Here is a 22277-nt window from a genome sequence, read left to right on the forward strand (position 1 = left end):
CCGGTGGCGCCTTTACGTTTCCCGGACCGGGCATCGGACCAGTTCGACAGGGCGGCAGCGCAGTTCGCGATCCCGGAACTGTATGCCTCTTTCGAGTTCTCCGGCCACCACGGCTGCCCGGACTCGGGGTTGACGGCGACGGCGTTCGTGACGGTGTTCCAGTGTTTGCGCAGGCCGTACGCGGACCAGCACACCGGCGGCGTCAGCTCCGCGTCCGGGATCTCGTAGGACCGTTCCGCTGCGCGTTGGTCGAGGTTCGCCTTGACCTGCGACAGTGCCCAGTTGTAGGCGAACCGCTGCGCCCCGCAGTGCGAACGGATCACCGACTCCTGCTCCGGGGTGGGGTCGAGGACGTACACGAACGCACGGATCACCGTCCGACACGGGTTCGGCGCAGCGATGTCGGCAGTCCGATCCGCGAGTACCGCAGCGGCCGTCATGGGCGGTCCGTCGCGGCGGTCACGGCAGCGGCCGCCCGGCGACGGGCACTGCGCTGCCCATACCGGCGGGTACTCATCATCACCACCTCGTCGTAGTTCAGCGCCTGTTCCGCCATGGCGCCGACGGCCTCGTCCAGCGGCCCGAGCAGTCGCGAGATCTGTTCGCCGATCGCACCCGAGTGGCGGCGCGCGGAGTCTTCGCTGACTGCGCCGAGCGACTGCCGGAGGAGGGCCTCGTTCTCGCGCAGCGCGGCGAGCTGTGCCTCCGCTCGCGCCGCCCGAGCACCGCTCCGTGCCGCGTGCAGGAGCCACCCGAGGGCGGTGCCCGCGGCCAGCGCCAGGAGCATTCCGAGTGCAGCGAGTGCATTCATGTGGCTCATGGTGCACCGCCCCACCGACACGTCGAATCGGTCGGACGCCACGCGGCCGAGGTGTTCGAGGTTGTCGGCAGGGTGCTCTACGGTCTCGGGACATGAGGATCCTGCACACTTCGGACTGGCACATCGGACGCACGTTCCACGGGGTGGACCTGCTCACCGACCAGGCCCGTGTGCTCGACGCGATCGCCGCCCTCGTCGCCGAGCATGGTGTGGACGTCGTCGTCGTTCCCGGAGACGTCTATGACCGGTCGATCCCCAGCGCGGACGCCGTCACCGTGTGCAACCGCGGATTCGAAGCCATCCGGGACGCCGGCGCGGTCATCGCCGCCACGTCCGGCAATCACGACTCCGCTGCGCGGCTCGGGGCGGGTGCCGCGTTCTCCCGTGCGGGCGGGCTGCACCTCATGACGACGGTTGCCGGGATCGGCTCGCCCGTCGTGCTCGAGGACGCGCACGGTCCCGTCGCTTTCTACGGCATTCCCTATCTCGAGCCCGAGATCAGCCGTTCGCAACTGGACGTGCCGACCGCCCGCTCGCACGCCGAGATCCTCGACGCCGCGATGGACCGTGTCCGCACCGACCTCGAGGGGCGGAACGAAACCGGTCCGCACACCAGGTCCGTGGTGCTGGCTCATGCGTTCGTCGTGGGAGCGGAGGCCACGGGATCGGAGAGGTCCATCTCCGTCGGCGGCGTCGAGACGGTGTCGGCTTCGGCCTTCGGCGGGGTGGACTACGTCGCGCTCGGCCATCTCCACTCGCCGCAGACCCTCGCCGAGAACATCCGGTACTCGGGCTCGCCGCTGCCGTACTCCTTCGGTGAGCGCACCCACAGCAAGGCGGTCTACCTCGTGGATCTCGACGCCGACGGCCTGCGGGCCGTCGAGCGAGTCGACCTGCCGGTGGTCCGCGGGCTCCGGCAACTGACGGGGACGGTGCAGGAGTTGCTCGAGGACGATGCGTTCCGCGGCGCCGAGGACTGCTATGTGTCGGCGGTGCTCACCGACCCGGAACGCCCGGTCGACGCCATGCGCTCGCTCCAGACGCGATTCCCGTTCGCCGTTCACCTCGAGTGGCAACGCCCGGAGGGCGGCGACGATCTGCGCTACCGCGACAAGGTGCACGGGCGCAGCGATTTACAGATCACGCGCAGCTTCCTCACCGATGTGCGCAGCGAACCGTCGACCGGCGAGATCCGGCTTGTGGAAGCTGCACTCGGCTTCGCCGACCGGGCCGGCGAGGACACTGCCGAGGTCGTCGCGCTGGAACAGACGGCATGAGGCTGCATCGACTCGAAGTCGAAGCCTTCGGGCCGTTCGCAGGATCCGTGGAAGTCGACTTCGATCGGCTCGGCGCGGACGGGCTCTTTCTGCTGCACGGTCATACCGGCGCCGGTAAGACGACGGTCCTCGACGCGGTGGCGTTCGCGCTGTACGGCACGGTGTCCGGGGCACGGAAGGACGGCAAGCGCCTGCTGTCCGACCACGCGCCCGCCGGTTCCGTTCCGACGGTGACGCTCGAGGCGACGATCGCGGGCCGGCATCTGCGGCTCGTCCGCAGTCCGGAGTTCGAGCGTCCCAAGCGCCGTGGGTCGGGGACCCTCAAGGAGAACGCGAAGGCCACGCTCACCTGGCTCGACGGTCGCGGGGAGAACCTGTCCCGGATCCCCGACATCGCCGAGGAGGTCGGGCGGCTGATGGGCATGAGCGCCGACCAATTCTTTCAAGTGGTCCTGCTGCCGCAGGGGGAGTTCGCGAAGTTCCTGCGCGCCGACAACGAGGAACGCGGTCAGCTTCTGGAGAGGCTGTTCGACACCACCCGATTCGGAACGGTGGAGGAGTGGTTCCTGGACCGCAGGCGTACCAGCGCCCACGACCTGGACGAGCATCAACGGGCCATCGACGTGCTGCTGGCACGGGTCGCGACGGCCGCAGGCATCGAGGGGGGTGCCGACGCTGATCCGGCGACCTGGGCCCACAAGCTCGAGGACGAGGCCCGCGAGACTCGTGACCTGGCCGCGGACGAACTGCAGAAAACCAAGAGTCAGGCGAAGGTGGCCCGCGACGCGCTCACGGAGGCGCGCCGCGTCCTCGAACTGCAGAACCGTAGGCGGCGAGCCGAGGCGGAACTCGAGGCCCACGCAGCGGGGGCAGGCCGGCGGGCGGACCTCGTCGCCGAATTGGCGGATGCGCGCCGGGCCGAACCGGTCGCGACCGTGGCGCGCGACGCCGATGCTGCCCGGGCCAAGGCCGCGGCCGCCGCGCGACACGTCGAGGCGATCACGGACGGATTGCGTTCGACGGTGGGTGGCGCCGATCTCGTGGCGGAGTTGTCCTGGCCTCCGACCGCTGACGAACGGGAGTACATCCGATCGAGTATCCGTGTTTGGCGTGACGAGATCGTGCGCCTCGACGGGGCACTCGCCGAATCCGTCGCCGCCGACCGGCTCGCTGTCGAAGTGGGGAGGCTGCGCGCCCGGCAGGTCGAACTCGCCGAGGCCGGTGACGCGCTGTCCCGGGAGCGGGAACAATTGCCGCTCGCTCTACGGGAAGTGGAGAAGGCGCTCGACTCGGCGCAGAAGGCCCGCGCCGCACTGCCCGCCCTCGTCGATGCGCGGGACCGGGCAGCGGACGCTGCCTCGGCGGCGGCGGATCTCCGCACCCGACGGGCCGAGCGTGATCGGCTCGAGCGGGGCGTGCTCGATGCCCGGCAAAAGCATCAGGACGCGCGGGAATACTGGCTCGACTTGCTGCAACGTCGGATCGCGGGCATGGCCGCGGAACTGGCGGGCACGCTCGAGGACGGTGTCGCGTGCCAGGTGTGCGGTTCACCCGAGCACCCGCACCCTGCCGAACCGTCCGAGCTGTCGGTCACGAAGGCCGACGAGGACAAGGCCCTTGCGGCGGAGCAGAAGGCCGCGGCGGTGCTGACGACCGCGACCGAGAAGCTGGGCGCGGTGGAGCGCGCGATCGACGTGCTCGTGCAGCGCGGCGGCGACGGTGACGCGGACGCACTCGCGCAGGCCCTCACCGCTGCAGAAACGGCGGTGGGGGAGGCGACTGCACTGGGCGACGAGATCGAGCGTCGGTCCGCATCGCTCACCGAACTGCGGGACCGCGAGAGTTACCTGCAGGAACGGGCGCGGGACGTGGGCGTCGACGCCGCCATCGTGGCCGAGAGGATCACTACGAGTACGACACAGCTCGGGGAGATCCGGGCCCGGGTGAGCGAGGCTGCAGGCGACGCCCCGAGCGTGGAGGCTCGTCGCGCACGACTCGACGCCCTCGCCGAGTCCGCATCCGAGTTGCTCGACGCGCGGGACGCCGGTGCCGGAGCCGAGTCGGCGGCCCGTGAACTCGTGGCCAAATCCGAAACACTCGCCGGGGACGCCGGTTTCGACAGCACTGCCGACGCCGTGGCGGCGGTCCGGACGGCCGCCCGCCAGGGTGAGATCGAGGCTGTCCTCACGGCGGCCCGGGACGCCGAGGTCGGGGCGCGCAGCGTGCTCGACGACCCCGAGGTCGTTGCCGTCGCCGAGGCGGAGCCCGTGGAATTGGCGTCCGTCCAGCACGCGCACGACGTGGCCGCGGAGGTCGTGAACGTCGCCGTCGCGGCGGCGTCCGACGCCGAGCGCCGACTGCTCGATCTGGAACGGTTCGTCGGCCAGCTCGACAAGGCCGCCGAGGCGATTGCGCCGATGCAGACCGCGCACGAGGAGCTGGCCGCGCTCGCCGAGGTGATTGCGGGCCGTGGCCAGAACGCCAGGAAGATGTCGCTGCGGTCGTATGTGCTGGCGGCCCGGCTGGAAGAGGTGGCGGTCTCGGCATCCGCGCGGCTCGGCCGGATGTCGGCGGGACGGTACGAGTTCGTCCACAGCGACGAGGCCGGTCCGCGAGGCCGCCGCGGTGGTCTGGGGCTGGACATCCGCGACGACTACACCGGGGTGGTGCGTTCGGCCAAGACACTGTCCGGCGGTGAGTCGTTCCTGGCGTCACTGTCGCTGGCGCTCGGTCTCGCCGATGTGGTCGCGGCGGAGTCGGGAGGCGTCGTGCTCGACACGATGTTCATCGACGAGGGATTCGGCACCCTCGACGCGGACACCCTCGACTCGGTGATGGGCGTCCTCGACGAGCTTCGCGACGGCGGCCGGGTGGTCGGGATCGTCAGTCACGTCGACGAGATGCGTCAGCGAATTCCGAGCCGGCTGCACGTGATTCGCGGACGCACCGGCTCCACCGTGGAGGTGGTCGCCGGCTGACCGCCGGTCAATCCGCCTTGGGCGCGACGGCGGCCTGGTCGATCGTGACGCCCTCCCGTTCGGCGTCGTCGAGGTCCTCGTTTGCGGCGACGGCATCGGCGATGTTGCTTTCGGCGCTGTGCTCGTCGATCTGCTCATCGATGTATCGCACCACCACGGCGGCGACGGCGGCGGCGGGCACCGCGAGGAAGGCGCCGACGATCCCGAACACGGAGGCACCGGCCGTGACGGCGAGCAGAACCACGACGGCGTGCAGTTTCATGCTCTTGCTCTGGAGAACGGGCTGCAGCACGTTGCCCTCGATCTGCTGCACCACGAGGATGATGATGAGCACGATCACCGCGGTGGTGAGACCGTTGGCCACCAACGCGACGAGCACGGCGAGAGCGCCGGCGACGAACGCACCGACGATCGGGATGAAGCCACCGATGAACGTCAGGATCGCGAGGACCGGTGCGAGTGGCACGCCGAGAATCAGCAGTCCGGCGCCGATGAAGACGGCGTCGATGAGGCTGACCAGCGCCTGCGTCCGGATGAACCCGCCGAGCGTGTCCCACATGCGGCCGAGCACCACTTCGAGGTGACGGCCCGCGCGGCCGCCGCTGACGGAGTGCAGCCACGGGATGAACCGGGGGCCGTCCTTGATGAAGAAGAACGACAGCACCAGCACGAGGCCGAGCGTGATCAGCAGGGAGCTGGCGGTGCTGACGCCGGTGAACACACCGGACGCGATGACCGTCCCACTCTCCTGCACCTTCACGATGATGGTGTGGATGCCCTGGTCGATCTGATCGTCCTGCAGGTTGATCGGCGGACCCTTCAGCCAGTCCTGCACCTGGTTGATGCCCTGGGTGGCCTTGTTGGCCAGCTCGGGGGCCTGGCTGACGATCGACGGCACGATGCCGGCGATGATCCCGGCCACGACGGCGACGAACATGACGAGCGTCGTCGCTGCCGCCGCCGCCGGGGGGATACGCCGTCTCGTCATCGCCCGCGTCGGCGGCCACAGCACCGTGCACACCACGACGGCCAGGAGCACGGGGAGGACGATCACCCACAGCTTTTCGATGATCCACCCGAACAACAACGCGCCCAGCGAGATGGCCACGAGGACCAGCGACCACTTGGCCAGCCACATCGCACCCACCCCGATGAGATGCCCGCGGTCCGGTTTCGTGACTGCGCTCCCGGACGGCGCCGGGGCTTCCTTCTCCGTCACAGATGGTCCTCCCTCACCGTGTCTGCTCAGCAATCAGTACTGACAGTACTGGGGGACGCCGTCACGGGTCGGTGACGTCAGCAGCAGCGGGCACCCGGGTTCGCGTCGGCGTCCGCGTAGCGCGCCTTCCAGTACTCGCGCTCGGTCGGCACCTCGGCGTCCGGATGGTTCCGGCGAAGGTGTTCGACGTACCTGCTGTAGTCGTGGTCGCCCATCAGCGACCCCGTCCACCACCAAGCGGTCCGGACGGCCCCGACGACCCTATTCATCATGGTGATGTGCCCTGTCCGTGTGGGTGTGCGCAGCACCGGGTGCGCGCACGACGCCCGACGCGATGAGTTCGTTCCATTCCTTGTCGAGTTCCTTCTCGGCAGCGGTGGGGACGAACCCGGCGGGCGCGAAGATCTTCGACGGTTGCTCGGGCGACTCGGTGGTCGGCAGTCCACCCGCCCGGAACGCCTTGATGCAGACGAGCGCTCCGGCCACCACGACGACGAGGACGAGGCCGGCGAACACGATCGACAGGGTGCCCTGGATGAACGTGTTGCGGATGACGGCGTCGATGGCCTCGGGGGTCTTGGCGGAACCGAAGCTGGTCTTGCCGGCTTCCTTCGCCTCCTTGAACGCGGCGTGCTGGGACCAGTAGCCGACGGCGGTGTTGCCGGAGAAGATCTTCTGCCAGGACGCCGTCATGGTCACGATCAGGTCCCAGACGAGCGGAACGCCGGGAATCCATGCCCACTTGAAGAGGCCCCTCTTCATGACGATGGCGAGGACCACCGTCAGGGCTATCGCGGCTAGCAGCTGGTTCGCGATGCCGAAGAGCGGGAACAGGGTGTTGATTCCGCCGAGCGGGTCGGTGACGCCCATGAGGAGGATGGCGCCCCACAGCCCGACGACGGCCAGCGAGCACACCCAGGCTCCGACGCGCCACGACGGATCCTTGAACTTGCGGGCGGGTCCGCCGAAGTTGCCGAGCGAGTCGGACAGCATGAACCGGGCGACACGGGTGCCGGCGTCGACGGTGGTGAGGATGAACAGCGCCTCGAACATGATCGCGAAGTGATACCAGAACGATTTGAGGGCGGCGCCGCCGAGGAACTGGCTGAGCACTTCCGACATGCCGAACGCGAGCGTCGGGGCACCGCCGGTGCGCGAGATGATCGACTCCTCGCCCACATTCTCCGCGGCCTGCGAGAGGGTGTCGGGGCTGATGTTCGGGCTGGACAGTCCGAGGCCGTTCACGTACGCGGCGGCCGTCTCCGGGGTTCCGCCGGTGAGGGTGGCCGGCGCGTTGAGCGCGAAGTACAGGTGCTGGTCGATGATGCACGCGGTGACGAGCGCCATGATCGCGACGAACGACTCGGTGAGCATGCCCCCGTATCCGATCAGCCGCATCTGCTTTTCCTTCGCCAGCAGCTTGGGCGTGGTGCCGGAGGAGATGAGGGCGTGGAAGCCGGACAGCGCGCCGCACGCGATCGTGATGAACAGGAACGGGAACAGCGAGCCCGCGAAGGCGGGGCCGTTGCCCTGGATGGCGAACGTCGTGACGTCGGGCATCTTGATGGTGGGCTGCGCGACCAGGATGCCGATGGCCAGCAGGATGATCGTGCCGATCTTCATGAACGTCGACAGGTAGTCGCGCGGGGCCAGCAGCAGCCACACGGGCAGCACGGATGCGGCGAAACCGTAGGCGATCATCAGCCAGGCGAGGGTCACCTTGGAGAGCGTGAACCAGTCGGCGCCCCAGCCGGTGTCGGCCACCCAGCCGCCGGACACGATGGCGAGGAGCAGCAGCACGACGCCGATCAGCGACACTTCCGCGACCTTGCCCGGGCGCAGGTACCGAAGGTAGACGCCCATGAACAGGGCGATCGGGATGGTCATGGCGATGGAGAAGACACCCCACGGGCTTTCCGCGAGCGCGTTGACGACGACGAGGGCGAGTACCGCGATGAGGATGATCATGATGACGAAGACCCCGATCATGGCGGCGACACCGCCGACGAGGCCGAGTTCGTCGCGGGCCATCTGACCGAGGCTGCGTCCGCGGCGTTTCGTCGAGATCCACAGGACGAGGAAGTCCTGGACGGCTCCGGCGAAGACGACGCCGATGATGATCCACAGCGTGCCGGGCAGGTAGCCCATCTGCGCGGCGAGGACGGGGCCGACGAGGGGGCCTGCGCCGGCGATGGCGGCGAAGTGGTGCCCGAACAGCACCCGCCGGTCCGTCGGCATGTAGTCCTTGCCGTTCTCCAGGATCTCGGCGGGGGTGGCCCGGTCGTCGCGGGGCTGGACGAGTTTGCGCTCGATCAGCCGCGCGTAGAAGCGGTAGGCGATGAGGTACGTGCAGACGGCGGCCACCACGAACCAGACGGCGTTGATGTTCTCGCCGCGAACGAACGCGATCATCACCCAGGCGATGCCGCCGAGAAGGCCGAGGACGGCGAATGTGATCCTCGCCGCCGGTGAGATGGGGGTGCGGTCCACGACGCCGACCGCTGGTAGATCCGGATCCGTATTCAGGTACTCGATCTCGGACTCGGGGGCGGCTCTCAGGGCCATCGCGAACTCCTTCCCAGCGCCCCCGTCGTCATTGTGTGCCAGGGGTGACGCCGTCGACAGATGCCACATCTTTTGTGGCCCCCGTCACCCTATTGCGCCGACGTTCGGTTCGACGAAAAAACGACGTCAGAAGCGAGTCGAATCGGCGTCGATCCAGTCGGTGAGCCAATCCGAGGGCGGATCTTCGAGTAGTTCGCCGGGCATCAGCCACTCGTACAGTTCCGCGTAGGTGCGGGTGGTGACCCCGTCGATCCGGCGGTTGAGCATCGACGGTGTCAGTTGGTCGAAGCTGTCGAGACCCATCGATGCCACCATCTGCTGGGCGCCCGCCACCGTCGACTTCTGGAACCGGAACACCCTGGCCGCCTTGTCGGGGACGTCGAGTGCGCGGGTCCGCGCCGGGTCCTGGGTCGTCACCCCGACGGGGCAGCGGTTGGTGTGACACATCTGCGCCTGGATGCACCCGACGGCGAACATCATCGCGCGGGCGGCCAGGGTGAAGTCGGCGCCCTGGATGATCCGTTTGACGATGTCGGATGCGCTGGCGACCTTCCCTGACGCGCCGATCTTGATCCGGTTCCGCAGTCCGGCGCCGGTGAGCGCGTTGTGCACGAGCATCAGCCCCTCGGTGAGGGGCATGCCCATGTTGTCCTCGAATTCCACTGGACCTGCACCGGTTCCGCCCTCGGAGCCGTCGACGATGACGAAGTCCGGGGTGACGTCCCGTTCGAGCATCGCCTTGCAGATGCCGAGGAACTCGGTCCGCGATCCGACGCACAATTTGAACCCGACGGGTTTGCCGCCGGAGAGCTTTCGCAGGGTGACGATGAAGTCGATCAGCTCGTTCGGGGTGGAGAAGGCCGTGTGTGCGGGCGGGGAGATCACCGTCTGTCCGACCGGCACGCCGCGCGTCCGGGCGATCTCCCGCGACACCTTCGCCCCGGGCAGCACACCGCCGAGTCCGGGTTTCGCGCCCTGCGACAGTTTGATCGAGATCGCCTTTACCTGGTCGAGTGACGCGTGTTCGGCGAACTTGGCGGGGTCGAAGTGGCCGTCGTCCGTTCGGCAGCCGAAGTAGCCGGACGCGATCTCCCAGATCAGGTCGCCGCCGTGCTTGCGGTGGTACGGGCTGATCGCGCCCTCGCCGGTGTCGTGCGCGAACCCGCCGCGCGCGGCCCCGGCGTTGAGGGCTTCGATGGCGTTGGCGGAAAGCGAGCCGAAGCTCATCGCCGACACGTTGAGAAGTGCGATGTCGTAGGGCCGTTCGCAGTCGGGGCCGCCGATGCGGACGGTCGGCGGTTCGGGCGGTGCCATCCGGGCGCGCAGCGAATGGGCCATGAACTCGTAGCCGACGGCGTGCACGTCCCGCTCGGTGCCGAACGGCTCCTCGGCGAGCGTCCCCTTGGCGCGCTCGTAGACGAGGTCGCGGGTCTCGCGGTCGAAGGGCGTTCCATCCGTCGACGATTCGATGAAGTACTGCTGGATCTCGGGGCGGATCTTCTCGAGCAGGAACCGCGCATGCCCCAGCACCGGATAGTTCCGCAGAATGCTGTGCCGCCGTTGCAGCAGATCCCACATGCCCAGGGCCGCCGACACGAGAAGGACGACCGCGGCGAACCACCACCCAGTCGCCACACCGAGGGTCAGGGCGAGGGCGCCCAGTCCGAGAATCCATATCGCGAGGACGATTAACCAGCGGGTCACTCGCTGAGACTAGAACCTCGCGTGAGTGCCGACGCGTACTCCGGCGCACTTTCCCACTCACGGGTGTAACAGGTGGGATAGTGGACGCACGAGGTCAGCTGTCACGACTGGGGGATGTCATGTCGGAGTCACCGAGCAATCCGGAATCGTCGAGCAATCCGGTGCCGCCGAAGCCGGGCGACACGGGTGCGTACGGCTACCAGTACCCGACGCAGCAACAGCCGGCGCCGCAGTCGCAGTCGCAGCCGTACGCGGGCCAGTACGGCCCGCCGCCACTGCCGCCCTCGAACGCCGGGTGGGCGGTGGCCGCCGTCCTCTTCTTCTGGCCGCTTGCGTTCGCAGCGTTCAACCACGTCCACGACGTCTACCCGAAGTGGGCGATGGGCGACTACCAGGGCGCCCAGTACGCCTCCGATCGCGCCAAGGCGCTGGGCAAGATAGCCCTGTGGATCTGGGTGGCGCTGATCGTCGTCTTCGTCATCGGGTACGCCATCCTGATCATCGCCCTCGTCGCGAACAGCGATACCTCCAGCTGGTGAGGCCGATGGTCGTTGATCGGACGCCGACGCCGTAGAATCCAACGACCGTGAGCCTTACCCTCGGAATCGTCGGACTGCCCAACGTCGGCAAGTCCACCTTGTTCAACGCGCTGACCAACAACGACGTGCTGGCCGCGAACTACCCGTTCGCGACCATCGAACCCAACGTCGGCCTGGTCGAACTGCCCGATCCGCGGCTGTCCGAGCTCGCCCGGATCTTCGGTTCCGAGCGCATCCTGCCCGCCACGGTGTCGTTCGTCGACATCGCCGGCATCGTCAAGGGCGCCTCCGAGGGTGCCGGCCTCGGCAACAAGTTTCTTGCCAACATCCGCGAGGCCGACGCCATCTGCCAGGTGGTTCGCGTCTTCAACGACGACGACGTCGTGCACGTCGACGGCCGCGTCGACCCGGCATCCGACATCGAGGTGATCGAGACCGAGCTCGTCATCGCCGACATGCAGACGCTGGAGAAGGCCTTGCCGCGTCTGGAGAAGGAAGCGAAGAAGAACAAGGAGCTCAAGCCCATCCACGAGGAGGCGCTCAAGGCACAGGAAGTCCTCGACGAGGGCAAGACCCTGTTCAGCGTGAAGGACAAGCTGGACTTCTCGCTGCTGCGCGAGCTGAGCCTGCTCACCACCAAGCCGTTCCTGTACGTGTTCAACGCCGACGAGGCCGTGCTCACCGACGAAGCGAAGGTCGCCGAACTGCGCGCCTCCGTCGCCCCCGCGGACGCCGTGTTCCTCGACGCCAAGGTTGAGCAGGAGCTGCTGGAGCTGGACGAAGAGGACCGGCAGGAGATGCTCGACTCGATCGGACAGTCCGAGCCGGGCCTGCACGCACTCGCCCGCACCGGCTTCCACACCCTCGGCCTGCAGACCTACCTCACCGCAGGTCCCAAGGAATCCCGCGCCTGGACCATTCACAAGGGCGACACCGCCCCGCAGGCCGCCGGCGTCATCCACACCGACTTCGAGCGCGGCTTCATCAAGGCCGAGATCGTCTCCTTCGACGACCTCGTCGCCGCCGGATCCATGGCCGCCGCCAAGGCCGCAGGCAAGGTCCGCATGGAGGGCAAGGACTACCTCATGGCCGACGGCGATGTGGTGGAGTTCCGCTTCAACGTCTGACCGCGGTTCCACGCACGAGAACCCCTACGACTCCTGCGCCGACGAGTGAGATCAGCCCTGTGGTGACGGCGGCGTAGTTCCAGCCCGACACCATGCCGTCGACGGTGCCTGCCGGGTCGAGGGCGATGATGCTGACGACGGTGACGCCGATGGACGAGCCGAGGTAGCGGGCGGTGTTGTTGGCACCGCTGCCGAGTCCGCCTTGGTCGGCGGGCACGCTGGCGACGGCTTGGCGGCCGAGGCCGGCGTTGAGCAGTCCGCTGGCGACGCCGGCGAGCAGCAGTCCTGGGACGAGCCGCAGCAGGGACGAGTCGGGGGAGAGGCCCGTCATCGTGAGCATGGCGAGGCCGACGCCGGCGAGTCCGATGACGAGTTGCGGTGACCCGGCGAGCCTTGCCGGGAGTGTGCGGGCGAGCAGTGATGCCACGACACTCGTGCCCGACCACAAGGCGATCACGCCGGCCGCGGCCAGCGTGCTGACGTGCATCGTCTTGACCAGGAACGTGCACGCGAACGACATCAGGCCGATGATGCCCGCCCCGGTTGCGAGGGCCGCGAGAGTGGCGGCCAGGAAGTCGCGTCGGCGGAACAACGCGAGGTCGAGCATCGGGAACGGCCGCCGCCGCTCGACCGCGACGAAGGCGAGCGCGAACACGACCGCACCGACGCCGCAGAGCACGGTGGCGGCGGTGTTCCCCTGCCTGCCCTCGACCAGTGCGACGAGCACCAGGACCATCGCGGCGCACAGCGTGACCGCTCCCGGGACGTCGATCCGCTTCGGGACGGTGGAGCGCGACTCGGCGAGCGCGCGCGTCGCGACCTGTCCGATCACGAGCGACGCGACGGCGAGTGCCCAGTACAGGCCGCGCCACCACCCGGCGAGGTCGAGGAGGCCCGCGAGGACGGGACCGACGGCGATGCCGGCGCCGACGCTTGCGCCCCAGATCGCGCTCGCCGTCGCACGCGCCGCCGGCGTGGTGAAGGCATGTGCGACGGCACCGAGGCTGGCCGCGATCATTGCCGCGCCTGCCACTCCCTGGATCAGTCGTCCGATGATGAACAGGACGGGTTCCTGGCTGACCGCGCCGACCACCGCGCCCAGCGCGAGAAGCCAGGCACCCCAGTGGAACACCCGGCGCCTGCCGTAGTCGTCGGCGAGTGCGCCCGCGGTCAGCAGGACCGCGGCGAGGCCCACGCTCATCGAACTGAGAATCCACGTCTGCGTTGCCGGGCCTGCCGACAGCGCAGCGGCGACGGTGGGCATGTTGCCGAGCGGGGCGCAGAACGCGACCAGGGCGACGAACGTCCCGAGTGACGCGACGGACAGCGTGGTCCCGGGGTGGGGCGAGTGTTCGCGGATCGACGGGGCAACCGCAGTTGGTCTGTTCACAAGACTGAACCTAGATTCTTTTTGGTCTGGTGACAAGACTGAAATGCGCTAGCATGTGGGAGTGGCACTGGGAACCGGGTACTCACAGCAGAACTGCAACCTCGCTCGCGCCCTCGAAGTGGTGGGTGAGCGGTGGACGATGCTCGTGTTGCGCGACTGTTTCTACGGCGTCCGCCGCTTCAGCGATCTGCTCGCCCATCTCGACATCTCGCGCGCCGTCCTGACGGATCGGCTGACCGCTCTCGTCGAAGCCGGCGTGCTCGTCCGAGTCGCCGACGGCGGTCACCCCGAGTACGAACTCACCGAGGCCGGAAAGGCTTTGTGGCCGAGCATCTACGCGCTGTCCCAATGGGGCGAGCAGTACGTGTCGCCCGGCACCTACCCCGGCCGCGTGTTCTCCCACGCGGAGTGCGGAACGCAACTCGATCGTTTCGGGCGATGCCCCGACTGCGGCACGATCCCTGGCCCCGAGGACCTGGTGGTCGCACCCGGGCCGGGGGAGGCCGTCCATCCCCGCAACGACGCCGTCGCCGTGGCCCTGCGTGAGCCGCGCCGGATGCTCACTCCGCTGCATCCGCGCAGCGACGCCTGATCGGCGCGACCCTTACGCCGCGACGCGCAGGGGCGGCTCGAACGTCGCCCTCACCTGCAGCCACTGGGCGAGGATCTGGCATCCGGTGAGCCCGCTCGCATCGAGGGCTTCGCTGGCATACGCGACGTGCCGCCCGCCCCGCGCGTTGACGACGCGCACACCCCGCCAGGCGAGGCGCGGCGGAAGGTAGCCGAGCACCTCGATCGCCGCGGTCCGCAGCCGACGGACGTCGGTGCGCCACTGCCGAGGGCTGACACAGGTCTTGGTCGCGTTCTGGAAGCTGTTGTTGCGGATCAGTTCCCACGTCTGCGCAAGCCACGTCCGCAGCGCGCGAAACGACATCCACCGGGTGAGGTCCGCGATGTCGCGCACGTAGCTGTCTTCGCTGGCATTGCAGATCATGTCGTCCGGGTGCGCGATCCACTGGACCGGGACGGAGTCGGGGATCGGGGCGCCGTCACCCGCGACACCGCGCCCGCGGCAGCCCGGAACCACCCCCGCGGGTTGTTCGGGGTCGGAGACGAGTCCGACCGCGGAGAGGTTGCCGGCGCACAGGGCACCGGTGGCGATCTGCCCGAGCACCTCACGGATCACGGTGCATCCCTGCGAGTATCCGATCAGCATGACCGGTCCCGGAGCGTCCTCCATGGCGTCGATCACGCGGCGGACGCCGACCTCGGTGCTCTGCCGGTAACTGAGCCCGCCCGCGGCGACCGGCCCGTACGACGCCGGATAGCCGACCCACCGCGACGCGAACCGGTCGTCGAGGGCGTCGGTGACGTCACGCAACAGTCCGGAGACGTGGCGTCGGTGGTCATCGGGGTGGGACTCTCCAGTGCCACCGACGGCAAGAACGGTCACCTGGGACATGGCTCCCATCATGCCGACCGCGAGTAAGGATCCATTCGGTCGACCCTGAGAAGTTCCTGGCAATCGAGCGCTGTGAGTTGTCACCCGATCGCCAGCGCGATCAAGGCCACCAGCGGCGGCACGCTCTGTGACAGTGCTCCGACGACGCCGTCGCCTCGCTGTCGGCTGAGCGCCATGCGGTCCGAAACGGCCAGGGCGATGCCCGCCAGGAACATGAAGAGGCAGGTGTAGGCGACGAGGATGCGACCCGGAGTGTCGTGACCCGCCCACCACAGGATGACGCCAGCGATGGCTCCGGAGCCGAGGAACAGATTGTAGAAACCGATGTTGAATGCCCACAGGTGAGCGGCGGGCACGTCGCTGCTCGGAATACGGAAGATGCCTTCGTGCACCGATGGCCTTCGAAACAGGAAGGATTCCCACACGAACGCCAGCAGGTGCACGCTTGCGGCGATCAGGGTGGCGATCTGCGCGACGATGATCATGGCGCACCCGCCCCGGTCGCGAGTTCGACGCCGTAGCGATCGGTGACCCCGTGCAGCAGTCGGGCCACTTGCTCCGGCGAGTGCCGGCCACGGCCGACCGCGTCGAGATCACCGACGAAGCGACTGTTGGCCGCGCCGGCGGAGACGAGGAGGAAGTCGGCGGACTCGGAGAGGACGGTGAACGTATTCATCGTTCCCGCCTCGATGACGATGGTTTCCCCCGCCGCGAGCTCGAACCCGGTGTGTCCGGCCTGGACGAGTATCCGGCCGCGCAGTACGTGGTAGGACTTCGACCACGGCTCGGCGTGCAGTGGGCCGTCCGGTGCGGTCCGGGACGCTTCGACGAGGAAGACTTCGTATGCCTCGCCGGTGTGATCGCCGCCGACCAGGACCGTGATGTCGGCGTCCGGCGCGGTGAGGCGCCTGCCGTCGCCTGCTCTGATCACGTGAACGTGGGTGGACATACTGCGACGGTAGGACCGGCGCACCCCGCTGCCCATCCCAGGAATCTGGGATGGTGGTGCGCCTGTGACCAGCGCATACTGTGTTCATGCTGGAGGTCCGGGCTGCGCCGGGAGATGCTCGCGTTCGCGGGATCGGGCGCCGGTGTCACACAGCTGCACGAGCGCGCCATCGAACTGGTCGGTGCGACGGTGCGCAGCGACCTGGCGTGCTGGGCGATGCTCGACCCGGAGACACTCGCGATCAGTTCGATGACCAGCGGGCGAAGCCGGATACCGCAGCAGTACGAACCGCTGCTCGCCGAATCCGAGTACAACGGCGACGATCCGGGCACGTTCGCCGAACTCGCCCGCAGTGGTCGAACCATCGCGCGGGCCTCGGACCTACCCGCGGACGAGGTCGCGCACAGCCTCCGTCAAGGCGCGGTCTGGGCGCCGTTAGGGCTCGGAAGCGAGGTCCGAATCGTGTTCCGCGTCGACGGCGTGTGCTGGGGCGCAGCCCGATTCGTGCGGTCCGGCCCGGATTTCACCGACCGTGAGCTCAAGTTCCTCACGCTCGTGGCTCCCGGCCTGGCGGTCGCGACACGGGCCGCGTCCGTGCACGCCCCGGCGGTCTCCGGCCACGGCGACCAGGGTCCGGCGGTGGTGCTGACCGATGCCGCCGGCGATCCGATTGCGCTCACGGCCGCTGCCCACGGCTGGCAGGACCGCTTCGACGAGGTCGCCCCGGGCAGGCTTTCCGCTGTTGCTCGAAATTCTAGGACTACCTCGTAGTATCTACTACTTTCTGCGGCAGCGGATTGGTCAGGTCGCGAGATATGGGCATGTCGGTGGCGGGGGTGCGTTAGGCGGCGTCGGCGGGTCGGTTGCCGTCTCGGCGTACCGGTGCGGGACACCCGATATTTGATCGCGCGGATCTGGACGTCTACCCGGGCAGGCCCGTGTCGGGGTTCGGTGGTGGTGGCGCCCGGACGGGTGGAGGTGCTGGATAACCGGGTGCCGGGCTCCACAGGGCACGAGTCATCGCTGGAAAACCGGGTGAAGATGGTGCGGGAGAGTGCCGGTGGTGTGGCGCACCCGGTCTCCGAGGACCACGGCTTGTGGACTCCGGGGCAGCGGGCGGGGCGCGGGCGGATGCTCGATGACGCAGCCGAGGGCCGATGCACGGTGGTGCGGGGTGCTGTGGCGAGACCGGGTGGCCGGGTTCGTCGGTGGGGTGGATCGAGCGTTCTCTGTCAGAGGTGGGGGCTACTGTCCGGGTTGCGATCGGGGCGATGAGTTGCTGGTGGAGGAGCTGGTGGATGACTTCAGGGGTGTTGGTGTGTCGCTTCCCGGCGGGTGCTGCCGGCTGCGGTCGAAGCGGGATCAGCGCAGGCGCCGGGGCGATGCCGCAGCACGGTGGGGGTAGGGGTGACCGATGACTGGAATGGGGGAGCACGAGTCTGGGTTGGCGGTGGCGCGCTAGTTCGCGGTGACCACCCGCGCCCATGTGGCGGTCGACGACGCGACCGGTGAGCCGATCGGACTCGATGATGTCGATACCCGGGTGGGGTGGCTGCTGGACCTGATCGCCGCGGCCGGTGACGAGTTGGTGGCACGGCTGTGGCAGCCGGCGACGTTCGATGTGCTCGCCGCCGGGCGTGACCGACAGGACCGCAGGCTGCCCGCGCAGGGGCATGTCGCCGCGGCCCGCCTCGGCTGGAACCCGAGCTATCCGGACGCGGTGTATGTGCCGTCGCGGGTGAGCAGGGTAGTGACGGCGCAGGTGATGGCGACCCTGCGGACCCTGGCCTATCGGGATACCGCGGTCACGGCACTGTCGGCCCGATTCGACCCGGCCACCGGCACTGTGGCGCCGCCGACCGGGCCGGGCGACTCTGTATCGGCGGGCTTCCTCCGGGGCGTGCAACGTCAGCTCATCGCACACTCCCGCCGCACCGACGGGGCATCGGCCGGCCGGTTGCGGATCACCGACCTGCAGGAACCACCCCGGATGGCGGCCATGGCACGGCTGTCGGCCGCCGATCGGCAGCTCGCACAGATCACCGCGACAGGCCGTGAGCTGGTGTTGACGGTGAAACTGCCCACCAGCCCGTTCCCGGCGGGGCGGGCGCAGTGGCGCAGTGTCCGGCTGACCGCCGCCATCCCGGAGCACCTGTACGGCAGGGCGATCACCGATTGGCATCTACCGACCCTGATCCTCGACCGGAAGGGCCTGCTCTGGCGATGCGCCGCGACCGAACTCGTCCCCGCAAACGACCCGAACTCGGCCACCGTCGCGGTGGGGGTCGACTGGTCCCCATCCACTCTCGGTGCCGCCGCCATCGCCGACAACCCTGAAGGGTTGTCCTCGGACTACCGGGGCTGGACCTACGACGACCGCGGCCTCGGGATCAAACTGGCGCGCCTGCAGGCCGAGGGCGAGCTGCTGCACCGGAAGGCGGCCCGGTTGACCCAACTGGCCGCCGCCGCCCCACCCGAGGTCCGCGCCCAGCTGGAGGAGAAGATCGCCGTCCTCGACGCCCACCGCGAGGCGGTGGGTGTCAAGAGAGGGAAGATCAACCGGGAACTCGCCTTCCACTTCGGCCGCCAGGTCACCGACTACGCCGCCGACGCCCACGCGCAGCTGATCGCGGTGGAAGATCTCACCACCCTCGAGACCCGCGGCCACGGACGGGTCAACAACAACCGGGCCGCACAGTCCGCCCGCCGCCAAGCGGCCGCGGCCCTCGCGCACACCGCCGCCGGTGTCGGCATCACGGTGGTCGCGGTGCCCGCCCGAGGATCGTCCGCGTGGTGTCCTGGCTGCGACGAACCACTTGCCCGCCCCGACGGCTATCACACCGCGTGGTGTTCCGGTTGCCGGGTCGGCGGCAACCGGGACCACGTCGCGGGGGTGAACCTGGCCAAACGCGCACTGCTCGGCAGAAACAAAGCCAGGAGGCGGCGTGGGCAGCTGCCCGCGATCCGGGTCGCCGAGCACGCACCGGTACGGCCGTCGCGAGACAAACACGCTCCCACCCCGCGTCGGCCACGGCACCGCCGGGTCCGCCGCAGCCTGCCCACCGCAACACAGCCGTCGGGGGTGAATCCGAAACAGCATGTTCCTGCACCACAAGCGTCGGTGTGGGACACGGTCAAACCCACACCACCGCACGGTGATACGGGTAGCCGTGACACACGTCCATCTCTAACGCCTGCCACACCAGTGGCAGATAGTATGAGATCTACGTAGACGCTGACCGTGGTCTTGCGGCGCGATCCAGCGGATCGGGGATCTTCAAGGCGCGTGTGCGCGACGCGAAGGGCGGCTGGATTCTGGTGCGCGCAACGGCCTTGATCGGCGGCGACGAGCCGCAGACGGTGGTCACCCTCGAACCCGCAGTCGGCGGCGAGATCACAGGACTGCTGCTCGCGGCCTATGCGGTGACCGCACGCGAGCGTGATGTGCGCGCGGACGTAATGGCCGGTTACGCGACGTCCGAGATCGCGGACCGCCGCGGCATCACGGTGAACACCGTCCAGGACCACCTGAAATCGGTGTACGCGAAGGCCGGGGTCCGCAGCCGCGCGGAACTCGCCGCGCGGCTGCGGGCCGGTCGCGGGCAATAGCGGCGGCTCACGAACCGGTTGTGCCGGAACAAGCCTCCTGCGCGGCCGCCCACGTCGAACTGTCCACCCCGGGAGGAGCGCTCGACACGTCCGGAGTTCCACCCTGAGGCGGGGCCGAACCGTCGCCACCCTCCGGCGGTGCCATCTCGCCGCTGGGCGGCGCCATTCCGCCCTGTGCCCCGCCACCGGCCTGGTCGGGCGGTGCGGGTACGCCGTTCTCCTCGAGGCACGCCTGGAGTTCGTCGCTCATCGCCGCAGGCGTGGCGCCGCCCTCCACGGCGGTGCTGCTGGTGTCGGTCGACGAAGTGCCGGACGACGACTCGCCCGAACTACACGCGACGACGGAGCATGCGAGACCGACAGCCAACGCCGCTCCACCGATGCCGCGAACCAATTGTGACGCATGATCGATGCCGTTCCCTTCTGTGTGAGTGAGACACCACTACACCGCGGGAGGCTGGGAAAACGCTGCGTGCACGCTGGAAGGACACTGTCAGCGCGGTTCGGGCCGCTCCTGATAACACTTGAAACTCAGTGCGAGACGGCCACGTCCGTGTGTCATCGAGCGCAGGGCGACCGGATAGTCGGTGACCTCGCTCGTCGGCACCGACGCGATCACGGTGACCTCGCCGTCCCCTGCCGGTTCGGTGCCCTCGATCTGGCCCCGCCGTCGTCCGAGATCCGCCATCACGTCACCCTGAAGCGTCGACGGCACCGTGACCTCGACGTGGTCGACGGGTTCGAGGACGAGGGTGCCCACTTTGTCGATGGCCGCACGGAGGGCGAGCGCCCCCGCCATCCGGAAGCTGAAATCGTCGGAGTCGACCGAGTGATGCTTGCCGTCGAGAACGGTGGCCCGCAGGTCGACGAGCGGAAACCCGTGCCGGCCTCCGCGTCCCATCGATTCGGCGATTCCCTTGCCGACTGCGGGGATGAGGGACTTGGGTATCACTCCACCACGGGTCTCGTCGACGAATTCGTAGCCCTCGTCGCGGGGGAGCGGCTCGAAACGGACGGTCGCCACCCCGAACTGGCCGTGGCCGCCGCTTTGCTTCTTGTGACGACCCTCCGTCTCCACCGGTCCGAGCAGCGTCTCGCGGTAGGCGATCTTGACCGGTTCGGTCTGGAGCGTGATGCCGTAGCGCCGCTTCAACCGGGTCAGCGCCACCTGCACGTGTACGTCGCCGGCGCCCCGGACCACCGTCTGGTGGGTTTCGCTGTCGCGGGTCACCTCCAGCGTCGGGTCGTCGCTGACGAGCTCGGACAGGGCGGTCGCCAGTTTGTCCTCGTCGCCCGCGCTCTCGGCGGCCACGGCGATTCCGTAGACGGGGCGGCGGTGCACGATCGGGGGAACGGTGAGGGACGACCCGATCGGCGCGAGGGTGTCGCCCGTCGAGACGTCGGTGAGCTTGATGGCGCCGACGATGTCGCCCGCCTCCGCGGTGTCGATCGCGGTGTGTTTGCTGCCGAGGACGCGAAGGAGGTTGTGCAGGCGTTCCTTCGCGCCGGTGCGTTGGTTGACGAGGATGTCGTCGGCGTGCACGGTGCCGGAGAGGATCTTCAACAACGCCACCTGCCCGACGTATTCGTCGGTCTGCGTCTTGAAGACGTACGCGAGCGGGTCTCCGGACGGATCGCACCGCACCTCGGCGACCGCGTCACCGTGAACCTCGATGCCCGGGACCTCCGACGGTGCGGGCGCGATCCGGCACACGAAGTCGAGCAACCGGTCGACGGCGATCGCATCGACGGCCGACCCGCACAGCACCGGCCATAGTGAGCCCGCGGCGAAACCCGCGCGGAGCGCGTGCTCGAGTTCGGCCACGGAGATGTCCTCCCCGTCGAGATACTTCGAGAGCAGGTCGTCCTCGATCTCGACCACGTCCTCCACGAGATGCTCGTGCTGTTCGTGCTCGCGGTCGGCGATGTCGGCGGGCAGTTCGTCGCTCGTGTTCGCGGACCCGCTGTCGTAGAGGATGACGTGCTCGGTGAGGAGATCGGCGACCCCGGTGAACGCCGACGCTTCGCCGACGGGCAGGTCGACCGGCTCGACCCCGGACCCGAAATGGTCGCGGATCCCGGCCAGGACGACGTCGAACGTCGCCCGCTCCTTGTCCATCTTGTTCACGAACAGGATGCGAGGGATGGATCGCTCCCCGGCCGCCTGCCACAGCAACTCGTCGTTCACCTGCAGACCGCTGACGCCGTCGATCACGAACACGGCGACGTCCGCGACCCGGAGAGCGGTCATCGCGTCGCCGACGAAATCGGCGTAACCCGGCGGGTCGAGTAGGTTGATCCGGTAATCGCCCCACGAGAACGAGGCCAGGCCGAGCGCCAGCGACTGCGTGCGGTCGTGCTCTTCCGGCTGGGTGTCGAGCACGGTGTTGCCGCTCTCGACACGGCCGGGCCGCGTGACGACACCGGCGCGGTACAGCATCGCCTCCGCGAGTGTCGTCTTCCCGTTACCCTGATGTCCCACCAGAGCGATATTGCGGATCAGATCCGTCTCGGTCGTCACTGCTACCCCCACCACAGCACTGTCGTATGGGTCGCTCCCGACGATACCGCGCGCGCGACCGCCGGCGAGGCGTTATCTTCCACCTGGACAGGTGGGCGCGACCTCGTTCCACCACAC

17 protein-coding genes and 3 pseudogenes are annotated in these 22277 nt (G+C 68.6%); 8 read left to right on the forward strand and 12 right to left on the reverse strand.

The features are described 5' to 3' along the window. Both ACFWAY_RS43820 and ACFWAY_RS43825 read right to left on the reverse strand, forming a co-directional pair. Positions 1 to 440: helix-turn-helix domain-containing protein (locus tag ACFWAY_RS43820; RefSeq protein WP_378514901.1), on the reverse strand; the 440-nt coding region annotated here is incomplete at its 3' end. Positions 441 to 544: 104 nt separating this feature from the next. Beyond that, a pseudogene (locus ACFWAY_RS43825) lies at positions 545 to 811 on the reverse strand (DNA recombination protein RmuC); the annotation flags it as partial. Between the two features lie 101 nt (positions 812 to 912). Between ACFWAY_RS43825 and ACFWAY_RS43830 the strand changes: the two are divergent. Beyond that, positions 913 to 2097 (forward strand): exonuclease SbcCD subunit D, encoded by a 1185-nt coding sequence (locus ACFWAY_RS43830; protein ID WP_378514902.1) that lies wholly within the window; start codon positions 913 to 915, stop codon positions 2095 to 2097. Continuing rightward, a complete protein-coding gene (locus ACFWAY_RS43835; RefSeq protein WP_378514903.1) occupies positions 2094 to 5075 on the forward strand; it encodes an AAA family ATPase in 2982 nt (993 codons plus the stop codon). The genes ACFWAY_RS43830 and ACFWAY_RS43835 overlap by 4 nt, the downstream gene beginning before the upstream one ends. A gap of 7 nt (positions 5076 to 5082) precedes the next feature. On the opposite strand, the gene ACFWAY_RS43840 is transcribed toward ACFWAY_RS43835, so the two are convergent. From ACFWAY_RS43840 to ACFWAY_RS43855, 4 genes are all read right to left on the reverse strand, one after another. After that, positions 5083 to 6294: an AI-2E family transporter gene (locus ACFWAY_RS43840; RefSeq protein ID WP_378514904.1), complete on the reverse strand. Its 1212-nt coding sequence runs from the start codon at positions 6292 to 6294 to the stop codon at positions 5083 to 5085. A 77-nt stretch (positions 6295 to 6371) separates the two neighbouring features. Continuing rightward, a complete protein-coding gene (locus ACFWAY_RS43845; protein ID WP_005239019.1) occupies positions 6372 to 6563 on the reverse strand; it encodes a YbdD/YjiX family protein in 192 nt (63 codons plus the stop codon). Then, positions 6556 to 8859: a carbon starvation CstA family protein gene (locus ACFWAY_RS43850; RefSeq protein ID WP_378514905.1), complete on the reverse strand. Its 2304-nt coding sequence runs from the start codon at positions 8857 to 8859 to the stop codon at positions 6556 to 6558. The genes ACFWAY_RS43845 and ACFWAY_RS43850 overlap by 8 nt, the downstream gene beginning before the upstream one ends. 126 nt (positions 8860 to 8985) lie before the next feature. Continuing rightward, the gene (locus tag ACFWAY_RS43855; RefSeq protein ID WP_378514906.1) at positions 8986 to 10563 is read right to left on the reverse strand and encodes an FMN-binding glutamate synthase family protein; all 1578 of its coding nucleotides are present in this window, start codon (positions 10561 to 10563) and stop codon (positions 8986 to 8988) included. A gap of 119 nt (positions 10564 to 10682) precedes the next feature. Here ACFWAY_RS43855 and ACFWAY_RS43860 point away from each other — a divergent pair, with 119 nt between their 5' ends. Together ACFWAY_RS43860 and ychF are read left to right on the forward strand one after the other, a co-directional pair. Then, entirely contained in the window at positions 10683 to 11102 is a 420-nt protein-coding gene (locus ACFWAY_RS43860; RefSeq protein ID WP_378514926.1) for a CD225/dispanin family protein, read from the forward strand. A gap of 47 nt (positions 11103 to 11149) precedes the next feature. Next, positions 11150 to 12229 (forward strand): redox-regulated ATPase YchF, encoded by a 1080-nt coding sequence (gene ychF, locus ACFWAY_RS43865; protein ID WP_378451634.1) that lies wholly within the window; start codon positions 11150 to 11152, stop codon positions 12227 to 12229. Here the strand turns inward: ychF and ACFWAY_RS43870 are convergent. Next, positions 12219 to 13619 carry an MFS transporter gene (locus ACFWAY_RS43870; protein ID WP_378514907.1) on the reverse strand — a complete coding sequence of 467 codons (1401 nt, stop codon included), beginning with the start codon at positions 13617 to 13619 and terminating at the stop codon, positions 12219 to 12221. The two genes, ychF and ACFWAY_RS43870, sit on opposite strands and share 11 nt — an antisense overlap. A gap of 55 nt (positions 13620 to 13674) precedes the next feature. Between ACFWAY_RS43870 and ACFWAY_RS43875 the strand changes: the two genes are divergently transcribed. Then, entirely contained in the window at positions 13675 to 14211 is a 537-nt protein-coding gene (locus ACFWAY_RS43875) for a winged helix-turn-helix transcriptional regulator (protein ID WP_378514908.1), read from the forward strand. A gap of 12 nt (positions 14212 to 14223) precedes the next feature. Here the strand turns inward: ACFWAY_RS43875 and ACFWAY_RS43880 are convergent, their stop codons facing one another. The 3 genes from ACFWAY_RS43880 to ACFWAY_RS43890 all read right to left on the reverse strand — a co-directional run bounded on the left by ACFWAY_RS43880 (position 14224) and on the right by ACFWAY_RS43890 (position 16030). Beyond that, complete coding sequence (locus tag ACFWAY_RS43880; protein ID WP_378514909.1) at positions 14224 to 15093, reverse strand: cutinase family protein; 870 nt, start codon at positions 15091 to 15093, stop codon at positions 14224 to 14226. 68 nt (positions 15094 to 15161) lie between these two features. Then, positions 15162 to 15566, reverse strand: a complete 405-nt coding sequence (locus ACFWAY_RS43885; protein WP_378514910.1) for a DUF1304 domain-containing protein — start codon at positions 15564 to 15566, stop codon at positions 15162 to 15164. Further along, positions 15563 to 16030, reverse strand: a complete 468-nt coding sequence (locus ACFWAY_RS43890) for a hypothetical protein (RefSeq protein ID WP_378514911.1) — start codon at positions 16028 to 16030, stop codon at positions 15563 to 15565. The genes ACFWAY_RS43885 and ACFWAY_RS43890 overlap by 4 nt, the downstream gene beginning before the upstream one ends. A gap of 114 nt (positions 16031 to 16144) precedes the next feature. On the opposite strand from ACFWAY_RS43890, the pseudogene ACFWAY_RS43895 reads away from it, so the two are divergent. From ACFWAY_RS43895 to ACFWAY_RS43905, 3 genes and pseudogenes are all read left to right on the forward strand, one after another. After that, positions 16145 to 16780 (forward strand): annotated as a pseudogene (locus tag ACFWAY_RS43895) (helix-turn-helix transcriptional regulator); the annotation flags it as partial. Positions 16781 to 17498: 718 nt separating this feature from the next. After that, complete coding sequence (locus tag ACFWAY_RS43900; protein ID WP_378514912.1) at positions 17499 to 19262, forward strand: zinc ribbon domain-containing protein; 1764 nt, start codon at positions 17499 to 17501, stop codon at positions 19260 to 19262. Between the two features lie 20 nt (positions 19263 to 19282). Next, positions 19283 to 19639 (forward strand): annotated as a pseudogene (locus ACFWAY_RS43905) (response regulator transcription factor); the annotation flags it as partial. Between the two features lie 7 nt (positions 19640 to 19646). Here ACFWAY_RS43905 and ACFWAY_RS43910 read toward each other — a convergent pair. Continuing rightward, positions 19647 to 20006, reverse strand: a complete 360-nt coding sequence (locus ACFWAY_RS43910; RefSeq protein WP_378514913.1) for a hypothetical protein — start codon at positions 20004 to 20006, stop codon at positions 19647 to 19649. 126 nt (positions 20007 to 20132) lie between these two features. After that, entirely contained in the window at positions 20133 to 22160 is a 2028-nt protein-coding gene (locus ACFWAY_RS43915) for an elongation factor G (protein WP_378514915.1), read from the reverse strand. Positions 22161 to 22277 lie beyond the last annotated feature (117 nt).

Origin of the sequence: Rhodococcus sp. NPDC059968 (genome assembly GCF_042738615.1) — a bacterium.
Lineage (GTDB): Bacteria > Actinomycetota > Actinomycetes > Mycobacteriales > Mycobacteriaceae > Rhodococcus_F.